We start from the raw sequence: 13,152 nt of genomic DNA, 5'->3' as shown, positions 1-13,152 counted from the left end.
TGCCGGTTCCGCCGGGGTGGAGAGCCGGGGTGTCCCGCCACGTCGTGCCGACGACCCGGCGGGACACCTCTACCGTGGTCGCGGGGGTTACCAGCCGGCCGGGGGCGCCTCGATGTGCACGGCCTTGGTCACGGTCATCTCGTCGAGGAGCTCCGGGCCGTACCCGAAGCCGTGACCGCTGCTCTTGCGCGGGTGGGCCGCGCCGCCGGGTGCGCCGCCGAAGACCGCGTTCACCTTGACGGTGCCGGCCGGCAGGTCCCGCCAGGCGCGCTGAGCACGCGACATCGACGGCGTCAGCACGGTCGCGGCCAGGCCGTACGGTGAGTCCGCGGCCCGCTTCAGCGCCTCGTCGAACGACTCCACCACCATCACGGGCGCGACCGGGCCGAACGTCTCGTCGCGCATCACCGCCATCTCGTCCGTGCACCCGGCCAGCACGGTCGGCGGGTAGAACGCGCCCGGCCCGTCCGGCACCGCGCCGCCGGTCAGCGCCCGCGCGCCGGCCTCGACCGCGGCGCTGACCTGGGCGTGCACGCCGTCGCGCAGCCGCGTGTCGACCAGCGGGCCGATCCGCGCGGCCCACTCCCGCGCCTCGGCGGTGAGCGCGTCCAGGAACGCGTCCGCCACCTCCCGGTGCACGTAGATCCGCTCGACCGCCACGCAGATCTGCCCCGAGTTCGCGAACGCGCCGGTCGCGGCCTGCCCGGCGGCCCAGACCGGGTCGACGCCGGCGTCCACGATCAGCGGGTCGCTGCCGCCGTTCTCCAGCAGCGCCTTCGCGCCGGTCCGCGCGCACGCGGCCGCGATCGACCGGCCGGTCGCGGTGGAGCCGACGTGTGCGACCACGTCCACCTCGGCCGCGGCCAGCGCGGCGCCGACCGGGCCGTCGCCGTTGACCAGCGACAGCACGCCGTCCGGGACGTGCGGGGCGAGCAGCTCGGCCAGCCGGTGACCGGTCGCGGGCGTACGCTCGCTGGGCTTGTGCACGACCGTGTTGCCGGTGACCAGCGCGGCGCCGAGCAGCCCGCAGGCGACCGCGACCGGATCGTTCCACGGCGTGATCACCGCGACCACGCCGCGCGGGCCGAACGCCATCAGGTCGATCGCGGTGTCGTCGCCGGCCAGCGCGCGACCGCGGTGCACCGGGCCCAGCTCCGCGTACTGCCGCAGCGTGCCCACGCCGGCCTCGATCGAGCCGGCGGCCTCGTCGGCCGGCTTGCCCATCTCCGTGTGCATCAGCGCGGCCAGCTCGCCGGTCGCGCGCTCCACCGCGTCCGCCGCGGCCCGCAGCGCGGCGGCCCGGTCCGCCGGTGACGTGCCGGCCCAGCCCGGCGCGGCCTGCCGCGCGGCGTGGACCGCGGCCGTCACGTCCGCGTCCGAGGAGACCGGTACGGTGCTGACCGGCGTTCCGGTCGAAGGATCAAAAACGGTCAGGGTGCGGCCGGAGCCACCCTCGCTCCAGGTGCCGGCGATGAGCTGTCGCACGAGATTCATCGCGCATGCTTTCCCCAGTGCAAATAGCTCAAACGGGCCCGTTTGGGCTCTATCAGTGCAGGTGGCAGCCCTGTAGAGGGAATTTCAGAGAAGTCGGTGATCTTGCGAATACTCCGGCACTTGTAGGGAATCCGGCCCTCATGCGAGTCCTGGGAATCAATGCGATCTTCCATGATCCGGCCGCCGCGCTGATCATCGACGGCCGTGTGGTCGCCGCCGCCGAGGAGGAGCGGTTCAGCCGGCGCAAGCACGGCAAGCGCCCGGTCCCGTTCTCCGCCTGGGAGCTGCCCGAACTCTCCGCGGCCTGGTGCCTGGAGTCGGCCGGCCTGAGCCCGGCCGACGTCGACGCCGTCGCCTACTCCTTCGACCCCGCGCTGACCGCGGACGCGGAGAGCCTCGGCCTGCGCGACCCGTGGGACCACCTGCGCGTCGACTACGCGCGCCGGGCACCGCAGTTCCTCGCGGCCGCGCTGCCCGGGCTCGACCCGGACAAGGTGCGCTTCGTGCCGCACCACGTGGCGCACGCCGCCTCCGCCGGACTCTCCGTGCCGGAGGACAGCGCGGTGCTGGTGCTCGACGGGCGCGGCGAGAGCGCCAGCCACCTGGCCGGCGTCTACCGCGACGGCGAACTGACCACGCTCGCGGCGCAGCGGCTGCCGCACTCGCTCGGCCTGCTCTACGAGGACCTCACCCGGCACCTGGGCTTCCTGCACTCCAGCGACGAGTACAAGGTGATGGCGCTCGCCTCCTACGGCACGCCGCGCCACCTCGGGCTGTTCCGCGAGCTGGTGCACGCGGACGGCGAGGGCGGATTCCGGGTCGAGCGGATCGACTGGCCCGCGCTCGCCAAGGCCCGCGCCGCGGACGGCGAGATGACCGCGGAGCACGCCGACCTGGCCGCCACCGTGCAGGCCCGGCTGGAGGAGGTGCTGCTCGACCTGGCCCGCTGGACGTACGACGCGGCCGGCGGCCCGGCCACGCTCACCATGGCCGGCGGCACCGCGCTCAACTGCGTCGCCAACGCGCGGCTCGCCGCGGAGGGCCCGTTCCAGCGGGTCTGGGTGCAGCCGGCCGCCGGTGACGCTGGTACCGCGCTCGGCGCCGCGCTCGCGGTCGCCCGCCCGTCCGGCCCGGTGGAGCCGTTCACCGGCGCGGACCTGGGCCGCGGCTGGTCCGACGACGAGCTGGAGGCGGAGCTGCGGCGCGCCGCGCTGCCGTACACCCGGCCGGACTCGATCGCGGCCGAGGCCGCGCGGGTGCTGGCCGGCAACGGGATCGTCGCCTGGTTCCAGGGCCGCAGCGAGTACGGCCCGCGCGCGCTCGGCCACCGGTCACTGCTCGCCCACCCGGGTGACCCGGAGACGCAGACGCGGATGAACGACGTGAAGGGCCGCGAGCAGTTCCGGCCGATCGCGCCGATGGTCCGCGCGGAGCGGTTCGCGGACATCTTCGACGGCGTCTACCCCAGCCCGTACATGCTGTTCGTGCACACGGTGAAGCCGGAGTGGAAGGACCGCATCCCGGCGGTCACGCACGTCGACGGCACCGCCCGGGTGCAGACCGTGCACGCCGAGACCGAGCCGCGGGTGGCCGAGATGCTGGCCGAGTTCGAGCGGCTCACCGGCCTGCCCGTCGTGATCAACACGTCGCTCAACACGGCCGGCCGGCCGATGGTCGACACACCGCGCGAGGCGATGGAACTTTTCGGCTCCGCCCCGGTCGACCTGCTGGCACTGGGCCCGTTCGCGGTGCACCGCGCGTCCGCGTTCGGAACCGCACGATGACCGGCGTCTCCGTCGTCATCCCCACGCTCGGCCGCCCCACGCTCGGCACGCTGCTGACCACGCTGGCCGCGCAGCTGCCGGACCTCGGGCCGGCGACGGCCGCGCCGGGTCCGGTCCACGCCGCGCCGGGTCCGGTCCACGCCGCGCCGGGTCCGGTCCACGCCGCGTCGGGTCCGGTCCATGCCGCGGCCACCGTGCCCGCCTGGACCCTCGGCGGCGCCACCACGGGCACCGGGGTCGCCGCGGACGGTGAAATCCCGGCGGGCACCGGAATCCCCGCGGGTACCGGAACCTCAGCGGGTGAGTCCGTGGGCGCCGGAACCGCCGCGGGCGCGTCCGTGAGGGCCACAGACGCCGTCGGCGCCGGAACGGCCGGCGGCGCCGGAACGGCCGGCGGCGGAGCGGCTGCGGCTGCCGGATCGTCCGTCGCTACCGGGCGGACCGCGATCGCCGGGCGCACGCCGCCGCCGGAGCGCACCGGGCTCGCCGGCCGGACCGTGCTCGCCGGGCGGACGCCGCCCGCCGAGCGGACCGGCCTGGCCGGGCCCGGCGAACCGGCCGGGTGGGCCGCGCCGGCGGTCGAGATCCTGGTGGTCGACGACCGGCCGGACACCACCGAGCCGCTGCCGCTGCCCGCCGGACTGGACGTGAAGGTGCTGGCCGGCCGCGCGGCCGGGCCCGCCGCGGCGCGCAACGCCGGCTGGCGGGCGGCGAGCCACGAGTGGGTGGCGTTCCTCGACGACGACGTGGTGCCGGAGCCGGGCTGGCTCGCCGCGCTGGCCGGTGACCTCGCCGCCGCGCCCGCGCGGGCCGGAGGCGTCCAGGGCCGGCTGCGCGTGCCGCTGCCGGCCGGCCGGCGGCCGACCGACTGGGAACGCGGGACCGCCGCGCTCGCGGACGGCAAGTGGATCACGGCGGACATGGCGTACCGGCGCGCGGTCCTGGAGGTCTGCCGGGGTTTCGACGAGCGGCTGCCGCGCGCCTTCCGGGAGGACGCGGAACTGGCGTTCCGGGTGCGCCGGGCCGGCTGGGACCTGGTCCGCGGCACGCGCACGGTGACCCACCCGGTGCGCGACGAGGACCGCTGGGTCAGCGTCCGCCAGCAGCGCGGCAACGCGGACGACGCGCTGCTGCGCCGGCTCTACGGCCCGGACTGGCGGCACCTGCTGGAGATCCCACCCGGTCGCCGCACCCGGCACGCGGCCGTCACCGCGGCCGGCGCGCTGACGCTGCTCGCGCTCGCGGCCCGCCGGCCGCGGACGGCCGCGGTCACCGGCGCGCTCTGGGCGGCCGGCACCGCGGAGTTCGCCGCGGCCCGCGTCGTACCGGGCCCGCGCACCGCCCGCGAGATCACCACGATGGTGCTGACCAGCGCGGTCATCCCGCCGGTCGCGATCGCCTGGTGGCTGCGCGGCTGGACCCGCTGGCGCGGCGCCCACCGGCTGGAGTACGCGCGGTGACGAGCCTTTACGACGCCGTCCTCTTCGATCGGGACGGCACGCTCGTGGTGGACGTGCCCTACAACGGCGATCCGGAGCTGGTGCGGCCGATGCCCGGCGCCCGCGCGGCGCTGGACCGGCTGCGCGCGGCCGGTCTGCGGCTCGGCGTGGTCACGAACCAGTCCGGGCTGGCCCGCGGGCGGTTCACCCAAGCGCAGCTGGACGCCGTGAACGCGCGTGTGGAGGAGCTGCTCGGGCCGTTCGACACGTGGCAGATCTGCCCGCACGACGACCGGGCCGGCTGCCGCTGCCGCAAGCCCGCGCCCGGCATGATCATTGACGCGGCGACCGCGCTCGGCACCGACCCGCGCCGCTGCGTGATGGTCGGCGACATCGGCCGGGACATGCAGGCCGCCGCGGCCACCGGTGCCGCCGGGGTGCTGATCCCGACGGAGGTCACGCTCGCGCCGGAGATCGCGGCCGCGCCCGCGGTCGCGGACACGATCGAGGCCGCGGCCACGCTGCTCCTGGACCGGATCGCCTCCGTCACCCCGGCCGAGACCAGAAGGGCCGGAAGAGTCCTGGTGGTACGCGCGGACTCGGCCGGTGACGTGCTGGTCACCGGCCCGGCGATCCGCGCGGTCGCGGCGCACGCGGACGAGGTCGTGCTGCTCTGCGGCCCGCGCGGCCGGGACGCGGCCTCGCTGCTGCCCGGCGTCGACGAGATCGTCGAGGCCCGGCTGCCGTGGATCGTCCCGGACCCGGAACCGGTCGACGCCGCGCTGGTCGCGGAGCTGACCGCCGGGCTCACCGCGATCGCCGCGGACGAGGCCGTGATCTTCACGTCGTTCCACCAGAACGCGCTGCCGCTGGCCCTGCTGCTGCGCGCGGCCGGCGTCGGCCGGATCACCGCGATCAGCGAGGACTACCCGGGCTCGCTGCTGGACGTGCGGCACCGAGGCGTCCCGGCCGGTGTCCCGGAGCCGGAGCGGGCCCGATCGATCGCGGCCGCCGCCGGTTTCCCGCTGCCTCCGGGCGACGACGGTGCGCTGCGCGTCGCCCTCCCGGTCCCCGGCGCCGCCGGATCGCCGCCCGCGCGGCCGGGCGCCGCCGCGGTGCGGTGGCCCGGCGAGCCCGGTCCCGCGCGGCCCGTCCCGGGCGGTGACGGGCCTCGACCGGCGCGTGGCGGCTACGTCGTGGTCCATCCCGGCGCGTCCGTGCCGGCCCGGTCCGGCCCGCCCGAGGTGCTGCGGGAGATCACCGCGGCGCTGGTCGCGGACGGCCACGACGTGCGGATCACCGGCGGGCCGGGGGAGCGCGACCTGGCCGCGTTCGTGGCCGGCGGCACCGCCACGGTGGTGGAGCCGACCGACCTCGCCGGCCTCGCCCGGCTGCTGTCCGGCGCCGGCTGTGCCGTGGTCGCGAACACCGGCCCCGCGCACCTGGCCGCCGCGGTCGGCACGCCGGTGGTCAGCCTGTTCGCCCCGACCGTCCCGTACGGCCAGTGGGGTCCGTACCGGGTGCCGCACGTGCGGCTCGGCGACGCGACCGCGGCCTGCCGGGACACCCGGGCGACGCGCTGCCCGGTCGCCGGGCACCCGTGCCTGTCCACGATCACGCCGGCCGAGGTCCTGGCCGCCGTGCGCACGCTCATGCCTCACGACACGATCAGGGAGATGGCCGCGTGAACATCCTGTTCTGGCATGTGCACGGCTCCTGGGCGACCGCGTTCGTCCAGGGGAAACACCGCTACCTGGTGCCGGTCAACGACGCGCGGGACGAGTGGGGGCGGGGCCGGGCGCGCACGTTCCCGTGGCCGGACACGGTCGAGGAGGTCGACGTCGCGGCGCTGCGCCCGGACGACGTGGACGTGATCGTGCTGCAGCGCCCGGCGGAACTGGACCGGATCGCGCACCTGCGGCAGCGGCCGAAGATCTTCCTGGAGCACAACACGCCGAAGGGGAACGTGCCGGACACCCGGCACCCGATGGCGGACCGGGACGACCTCGCGATCGTGCACGTGACCCACTTCAACGACCTGTTCTGGGACGCGGGCGGCACCCGCACCCACGTGATCGAGCACGGCGTGGTGCCGCCGGCCGTGCGCTGGACCGGCGAGCTGGAACGGCTCGCCGTGGTCACCAACGAGCCGGTGCGCCGCAACCGGGTCACCGGCACCGACCTGTACCACCGGTTCACGCCGGTCGCGCCGCTGGACGTCTACGGCATGGGCGTGGCCGGGCTGCACCTGGACCGGGTGTTCACGCACGACGACCCGCCGCAGGCCGCGATGCACGAGCAGATCGCGCACCGCCGGGCCTACCTGCACCTGTGCCGGTGGACGTCGCTCGGGCTGAGCCTGATCGAGGCGATGCAGATCGGCATGCCGGTGCTCGCGCTGGCCACCACGGAGGCGGTCGCGGCCGTGCCGGCCGACGCCGGTGTGCTCGCCACCCGGGTGGACACGCTGGTCGAGGCCGCGCAGTGGCTGATCGACGATCCCGCCGCCGCGCGTCGCATGGGTGCCGCCGCCCGCCAATCCGCCCTGACCCGGTACGGCCTGGACCGTTTTCTCGCCGACTGGGACCGACTCCTGGAGGAACACACATGCGCGTAGCGATGATCTCCGAACACGCCAGCCCGCTGGCCGCGCTCGGCGGGGTGGACGCGGGCGGCCAGAACACCCACGTGGCCGCGCTCGCGGCCGAGCTGGCCGGGCAGGGCCACGACGTGCGCGTCTACACCCGGCGCGACGACCCGGACACGCCGGAGCGGGTGGCGGTGCGCGGCTTCGAGGTGGTGCACGTGCCGGCCGGCCCGCCGTCCGTGCTGCCCAAGGACGACCTGCTGCCGCACATGGGCGCGTTCGCGGAGTGGATGGCCGCGGACTGGCGGGCGACCGGCCTGCCGGACGTGGCGCACGCGCACTTCTGGATGAGCGGGCTGGCCGCGGTCACGGCGGGCCGGGTCTGCGGCGTGCCGGTGGTGCAGACGTACCACGCGCTCGGCACGGTCAAGCGCCGTCACCAGGGCGCGGCCGACACCAGCCCGGCGCACCGCACCGCGTACGAACGGCAGCTCGGCCGGGTGGTGGACCGGGTGATCGTGCAGTGCCGCGACGAGGAGCACGAGCTGGCCTCGATGGGCGTGCCCCGGGAGCGGATGAGTCTCGTACCGTCCGGTGTGGACGGTGAGCTCTTCCGCCCGGACGGCCCGGCCGCGCCGCGCGGCGAACGCCCTCGGATCCTCACGGTCGGCCGGCTGGTCGAGCGCAAGGGCTACGCCGAGCTGATCCGCGCGCTGGCCGCGGTGCCGGACGCGGAGCTGGTGATCGCGGGTGGCCCACCCCGGGACCGGCTGATGGACGATCCCCGCGCGCGCCGGCTGCAGGAGCTGGCCCGCGCCGCCGGGGTGGCCGGCCGGGTGCGGCTCACCGGCGCGATCGCACCGGCGGAGATGCCCCGCTGGTACCGGTCCGCGGACGTGTTGGCGGCCACGCCCTGGTACGAGCCGTTCGGCCTGACCCCGCTGGAGGCGATGGCGTGCGGTGTGCCGGTGGTGGCGACCGCGGTCGGCGGCCTCACCGACACCGTGGTCGACCGGGTCACCGGTGAGCTGGTCCCGCCGCGCGACCCGGCCGCGCTCGCGGTGGCGCTGCGCCGGTTGCTCGGCGACGACGTGCGCCGGATCTCCTACGGCGCCGCCGCGCTCGACCGGGCCCGCAGCGTCTACGGCTGGCCGACGGTCGCGTCCCGGATCGCGGACGTCTACGCGTCGGTCGCCCGGGTCCGAGAGGCGGTCGCCTGATGGATCCGCTCGACGCCCACCTGAGCGGCCTGCAGGCCGCGCTGCCCGAGTTCCGCACGCTCGCGTCCGCGACGCTGCCGCGCTGGGGTGAGCGGCTGGCCCGCCACCTCGGCACCGGCGGGCGGCTGCTGGTCGCCGGCAACGGCGGCAGCGCGGCCGAGGCCCAGCATCTCGCGGCCGAGCTGGTCGGGCGGCTGCGCGACGAGCGGCAGCCGCTGTCCGCGATCGCGCTCACGCCGGACTCGTCCGCGATCACCGCGATCAGCAACGACTACGGGTACGAGGAGGTCTTCGCCCGCCAGGTCCGCGCGCACGGTCGCCCCGGCGACGTGCTGATCCTGATGTCGACCAGCGGGCGCAGCCCGAACCTGGTCAAGGCCGCGCACGCGGCCCGGGAGGCGGGCGTGCGCACCTGGGCGATGACCGGGCAGCAGCCGAACCCGCTCTCCCGCGCCTGCGACGAGACGCTGGCCTGCCCGTCCCCGGACTCGCAGGTCGTGCAGGAGCTGCACCTGGTCTCGGTGCACCTGCTCTGCGAGTACGTCGATCTGGCGCTGCCGACGGTCGTGGACGCCCTCGAGGAGGCATTAGCGCGATGAGCGCCGACAAGAACACTGCGATGAGTCGACAGATGCTGGTCGTCGTGGGTGACACGCTGCTGGACCGGGACGTGGACGGCAGCGTGCGCCGGATCGCGCCGGACGCGCCCGCGCCGGTGCTGGACGAGGAGTCCACCACCGACCGTCCGGGCGGCGCCGGGCTCGCCGCGCTGCTCGCGGCCGGCACCGGCATCGACGTGGCGCTGGTCACCGCACTCGCCTCGGACCCGGCCGCGGCCCGGCTGGTCGAGCTGCTCACCGCGGCCGGGATCGAGGTCTACGCGCTGCCGTCGGCCGTGCCCACGCCGGAGAAGATCCGGCTGCGCGCCGGCGGTCAGGTGCTGGTCCGGCTGGACCGGGGCGGCGAGCCCGCGGTGCCGGCGGACGCGCCGCGGGCCGCGCTGGACGTGATCGGCCGCGCCACCGCGATCCTGGTCTCCGACTACGGCCGCGGCGTGGCCCGTCAGCCGGCCGTGCGGAAGGCGCTGGAGGAGGCGCGTGCGCCGATCGTCTGGGATCCGCATCCGCGCGGCCCGGTCCCGGTGCCGAACGTGCGACTGTGCACGCCGAACGCGGCCGAGGCGCGCGCGATGTCCGGTGACGCGGGCGGCGGGACCGCGCTGGCCGCGGCGGAGCGGGCCGGGTTCGCGCTGAAGCGGCACTGGCGGGCCGGCGCGGTCGCGGTGACCGTGGGCGCGGCCGGTGCGGTGCTGTGCCACGGCGGCTCGACGCCGCTGGTGCTGCCGGCCCCGGACGTGCCGGACGGGGACACCTGCGGTGCGGGGGACCGGTTCGCGTCCACGGCCGCGCTGGCGCTGGCCCGGGGCGCGCTGGTCTCCGAGGCGGTGCGGGAGGCGGTGGACGCGGCGTCGGCCTACGTCGCGGCCGGTGGCGCGGCCGGGGCGTTCGCGGAACCGGAGCGGCCGGCCGGGCCGGAGCGCGGGGACGCCGGTGCGATCGTGGCCGAGGTGCGGGCCCGGGGTGGCACGGTCGTCGCGACCGGTGGCTGCTTCGACCTGCTGCACGCCGGGCACCTCGCCACCCTGCGCGCGGCCCGCGGGCTCGGCGACTGCCTGATCGTCTGCCTCAACTCCGACTCCAGCGTGTCCGCGCTCAAGGGCCCGGACCGGCCGCTCACCGCACAGCAGGACCGGGCCGCGCTGCTGGCCGCGCTCGACTGCGTGGACGCCGTTGTGATCTTCGACGAGCCGACGCCGGAGGCGGTGCTCACCTGGCTGCGGCCGGACGTCTGGGTCAAGGGCGGCGACTACTCCGGCGACGCGGAGCTGCCGGAGTCCGCGCTGGTCCGGCGCTGGGGCGGCCAGACCGTGATCGTGCCGTACCTGAGCGGCCACTCCACCACGTCCACCATCGAGGCCGCGCGGGCCTCGCTCTCGGTCAAGGGATGATCACCATGGATGCAGTCATCGTCACCGGCGGGTCGAGCGGCCTGGGTGCCGCCGTCGTGGACGCCGTCACCAAGGCCGGCGGGCGCCCGCTGGTCATCGACCGTCAGGCGCCCGCGGACGGCGTCGAGTGGATCGAGTGCGACCTGGCCGACACGCGTGCGGCCGAGGCGGCGACCCGGGAGTTGATCGAGCGGGCCGGCGGGAGCCTGGACGGCGTGGTCACCGCGGCCGGCTTCGACGTGCCGGGTGCGCTGCGGGACGTGCCGGGCGACGTCTGGGACCGGATCGTCATGGTCGACCTGCTGGCCACGGCCGCGGTGATCCGGGCGGCGCTGCCCGCGCTGGAGGCCTCGCACGGCGGCGTCGTCACGATCTCGTCCACGCTCGGGATCAAGGCGGTCAGCGACGCGACCGCGTACTGCGCGGCGAAGTTCGGCGTGGTCGGCTTCACCCGCGCGCTCGCGGCCGAGCTGGCCGGCACGGTCGGCGTCACGCTGGTCATCCCGGGCGGCATGCGGACGAAGTTCTTCGACGAGCGGGACGAGCGGTACAAGCCGGGGCCGGACGCGGTGCTCAACGACCCGGCGAACGTGGCGGACGCGATCCTGTTCGCGCTCCGGCAACCGGCCGGGTCCGCGGTCCGCGAGCTGGTCATCGCGGCCGAGCGGGAGAGCTCGTACCCGTGATCCTGGTGCTTCGCGCGCTCGGCGTGGGCGATCTCGCCACCGGCGTGCCCGCGCTGCGCGCGCTGCGGGCCGCGTTCCCGGCCGAGGAGCTCGCGCTGGCCGCACCCGCCTGGCTGACGCCGCTGATCGACCTGATCGGCGGCGTCGACCGGGTGGTGCCCTGCGCCGGGCTGGACGATCCACTGCCGCCGCTGCCGGGCGTCACGCTCGCGGTCAACCTGCACGGCCGGGGCCCGCAGAGCCATCAGAGCCTTCTGGCGGTACGGCCGGGAGCGCTCTGGGCGTTCGCGCACGAGTCCTTCCCGGCCGGGCCGGAGTGGTCGGACGACGAGCACGAGGTGGCACGCTGGGCTCGTCTGCTGCGCTTCCACGGCGTACCGGTGAACGAATCTGATCTTGATCTTCGGCCGCCGGCCGTCGCGGTGCCGCACGGCGTCACGATCGTCCACCCGGGCGCGAAGTCACCGTCCCGGCGATGGCCGGCCGGCCGCTACGCGGAGGTCGCCCGGTCGCTGGCCGGCGCCGGGCACCGGATCGTGGTGACCGGGTCGGCGGCCGAGCGGGAACTCGCGCGCGACGTCGCCGGCCGGGCCGGGCTGGGACCCGAGTCGGTGCCGGAGACCGGGCTGGCCGAACTGGCCGGGCTGATCGCGCACGCCCGGCTGCTGATCAGCGGCGACACCGGCGTGGCGCACCTGGCGACCGCGTTCGGCACGCCGTCGGTCACGCTGTTCGGCCCGATGCCGCCGAGCCGCTGGGGACCGCCGCCGGACCGGCCCCGGCACCGGACGATCTGGCACGGCGTACGGGCGGAGCGCGGTGATTCGCCGGATCCCGGCGTGCACCCGGCGCTGCGGAAAATCACCGTGGCGGAGGTCCTTCGCGAGACTCTCCCCATCGCGCGCGTGTGACGGCGGTAATGTCGGCCTCCGGTAGGGAGGTCGCGTCGTGGACACGCCGCAGCGCATGGACGTCGTCACCCATGATCGGGACGCGGTGGCCGACGCGGTCAACCGGATCATCCGGCACCGGGCCCGGGTCTCCTTCGCGGACGCGGACACCACGGATCTCGCGGTGCGGTCGGTCGCCTACCGCGATCTCAGCGCGTTCCGGGTGCGGCTGACCGGCGTCCGCTACGGCGCGGACGTGCCGCCGATGCCGATGGTGACCGCCGGGGTGATCGCCGGCGGCCGGGCGCGGATCCGGATCGGCCGCCAGGAGATCCTGCTGAGCGGCGGGGACGGCGTCGTCTACCCGGAGGGCGTCACGTCCGGCGGCGAGTACGGCGACACCAGGATGATGTTCGTCCAGCTGCCGCTCTCCTACGTCGCCGCGGTCGCCGGCGAGCCCGGCCTGCGGTTCGAGTCGTTCACGCCGGTGAACCCGCGCATGCGCCGGCACTGGGCCGAGACCGCCGACTACCTGGTCCGGCAGATCACCGCGCCGGCGCTGGACCTGCCGCCGCTGCTCGCCGACCAGTTGCGCCGGCTCGCGGCCACGTCCGTGCTCACGGTCTTCCCGAACACCGCGATGATCGCCGGGTGCCGGCGGGTGCCCGGCCGGGAGCCGACGGCGGTGGTCCGGCGGGCGATCACGTTCATGGAGCAGCATGCGGCCGACCCGCTGACGATCATCGACCTCGCGGCCGCCGCCGGTGTCGGGCCGCGCGGCCTGCAGGCCGCGTTCCGCCGCCACCTGGACACCACGCCGCTGGCACGCCTGCGCCGCATCCGCCTGGAACGGGTGCACCAGGAGTTGCGGTCCGCCGACCCGGCCGGCGGTGTCACGGTCCGCGCGGTGGCCCACCGCTGGGGCTTCGCCAACCCGGGCCGTTTCGCCGGGCAGTACCGCGCCCTGTTCGGCGAGACCCCGGCTCACACGCTCCGCAACTGACGACGGGCGTCCCGCGGAAGCGGAACGCCCGTCGTCGGATG

General features: G+C 76.0%; 11 protein-coding genes. 10 read left to right on the top strand and 1 reads right to left on the bottom strand.

All coding sequences use genetic code 11. The features are described from left to right. Positions 1–87: 87 nt before the first annotated feature. A complete protein-coding gene (locus J2S44_RS06385) occupies positions 88–1,494 on the bottom strand; it encodes an aldehyde dehydrogenase family protein (RefSeq protein ID WP_310409818.1) in 1,407 nt (468 codons plus the stop codon). A gap of 140 nt (positions 1,495–1,634) precedes the next feature. Here J2S44_RS06385 and J2S44_RS06380 point away from each other — a divergent pair, with 140 nt between their 5' ends. Genes J2S44_RS06380 through J2S44_RS06335 form a run of 10 tightly spaced genes read left to right on the top strand, consistent with a single transcriptional unit; the run spans position 1,635 to position 13,111 of the window. After that, entirely contained in the window at positions 1,635–3,278 is a 1,644-nt protein-coding gene (locus tag J2S44_RS06380; RefSeq protein WP_310409816.1) for a carbamoyltransferase family protein, read from the top strand. Next, entirely contained in the window at positions 3,275–4,738 is a 1,464-nt protein-coding gene (locus tag J2S44_RS06375) for a glycosyltransferase (RefSeq protein ID WP_310409814.1), read from the top strand. Before J2S44_RS06380 ends, J2S44_RS06375 begins: the two co-directional genes overlap by 4 nt. Then, positions 4,735–6,405 (top strand): HAD-IIIA family hydrolase, encoded by a 1,671-nt coding sequence (locus J2S44_RS06370; RefSeq protein ID WP_310409812.1) that lies wholly within the window; start codon positions 4,735–4,737, stop codon positions 6,403–6,405. The genes J2S44_RS06375 and J2S44_RS06370 overlap by 4 nt, the downstream gene beginning before the upstream one ends. Next, positions 6,402–7,334, top strand: coding sequence for a glycosyltransferase (locus tag J2S44_RS06365; RefSeq protein ID WP_310409810.1), 933 nt, complete (start codon positions 6,402–6,404; stop codon positions 7,332–7,334). The genes J2S44_RS06370 and J2S44_RS06365 overlap by 4 nt, the downstream gene beginning before the upstream one ends. Further along, positions 7,325–8,524, top strand: a complete 1,200-nt coding sequence (locus tag J2S44_RS06360; RefSeq protein ID WP_310409809.1) for a glycosyltransferase — start codon at positions 7,325–7,327, stop codon at positions 8,522–8,524. Before J2S44_RS06365 ends, J2S44_RS06360 begins: the two co-directional genes overlap by 10 nt. Further along, positions 8,524–9,123, top strand: a complete 600-nt coding sequence (locus J2S44_RS06355) for a D-sedoheptulose-7-phosphate isomerase (protein ID WP_310409807.1) — start codon at positions 8,524–8,526, stop codon at positions 9,121–9,123. Before J2S44_RS06360 ends, J2S44_RS06355 begins: the two co-directional genes overlap by 1 nt. Continuing rightward, a complete protein-coding gene (locus J2S44_RS06350) occupies positions 9,120–10,532 on the top strand; it encodes a PfkB family carbohydrate kinase (protein WP_310409805.1) in 1,413 nt (470 codons plus the stop codon). The genes J2S44_RS06355 and J2S44_RS06350 overlap by 4 nt, the downstream gene beginning before the upstream one ends. A gap of 5 nt (positions 10,533–10,537) precedes the next feature. Beyond that, positions 10,538–11,218, top strand: coding sequence for an SDR family oxidoreductase (locus J2S44_RS06345; RefSeq protein WP_310409803.1), 681 nt, complete (start codon positions 10,538–10,540; stop codon positions 11,216–11,218). Continuing rightward, positions 11,215–12,129 (top strand): glycosyltransferase family 9 protein, encoded by a 915-nt coding sequence (locus J2S44_RS06340; RefSeq protein WP_310409801.1) that lies wholly within the window; start codon positions 11,215–11,217, stop codon positions 12,127–12,129. Before J2S44_RS06345 ends, J2S44_RS06340 begins: the two co-directional genes overlap by 4 nt. Before the next feature lie 37 nt (positions 12,130–12,166). After that, positions 12,167–13,111 (top strand): AraC family transcriptional regulator, encoded by a 945-nt coding sequence (locus J2S44_RS06335; protein WP_310409799.1) that lies wholly within the window; start codon positions 12,167–12,169, stop codon positions 13,109–13,111. The last annotated feature ends 41 nt before the right edge of the window (positions 13,112–13,152 follow it).

Source organism: Catenuloplanes niger, from assembly GCF_031458255.1.
Classification (GTDB): Bacteria; Actinomycetota; Actinomycetes; order Mycobacteriales; family Micromonosporaceae; genus Catenuloplanes; species Catenuloplanes niger.
The sequence above is the reverse complement of the archived record's forward strand: the minus strand, read 5'-3'. Positions and strand labels throughout refer to the sequence as shown.

What these genes read in the sequence shown, in the direction of transcription:
- J2S44_RS06385 (WP_310409818.1), bottom strand. Translation starts at nt 1,494, where the DNA reads ATGAATCTCGTGCGACAGCTCATCGCCGGCACCTGGAGCGAGGGTGGC.
- J2S44_RS06380 (WP_310409816.1), top strand. Translation starts at nt 1,635, where the DNA reads ATGCGAGTCCTGGGAATCAATGCGATCTTCCATGATCCGGCCGCCGCG.
- J2S44_RS06375 (WP_310409814.1), top strand. Translation starts at nt 3,275, where the DNA reads ATGACCGGCGTCTCCGTCGTCATCCCCACGCTCGGCCGCCCCACGCTC.
- J2S44_RS06360 (WP_310409809.1), top strand. Translation starts at nt 7,325, where the DNA reads ATGCGCGTAGCGATGATCTCCGAACACGCCAGCCCGCTGGCCGCGCTC.
- J2S44_RS06355 (WP_310409807.1), top strand. Translation starts at nt 8,524, where the DNA reads ATGGATCCGCTCGACGCCCACCTGAGCGGCCTGCAGGCCGCGCTGCCC.
- J2S44_RS06350 (WP_310409805.1), top strand. Translation starts at nt 9,120, where the DNA reads ATGAGCGCCGACAAGAACACTGCGATGAGTCGACAGATGCTGGTCGTC.
- J2S44_RS06345 (WP_310409803.1), top strand. Translation starts at nt 10,538, where the DNA reads ATGGATGCAGTCATCGTCACCGGCGGGTCGAGCGGCCTGGGTGCCGCC.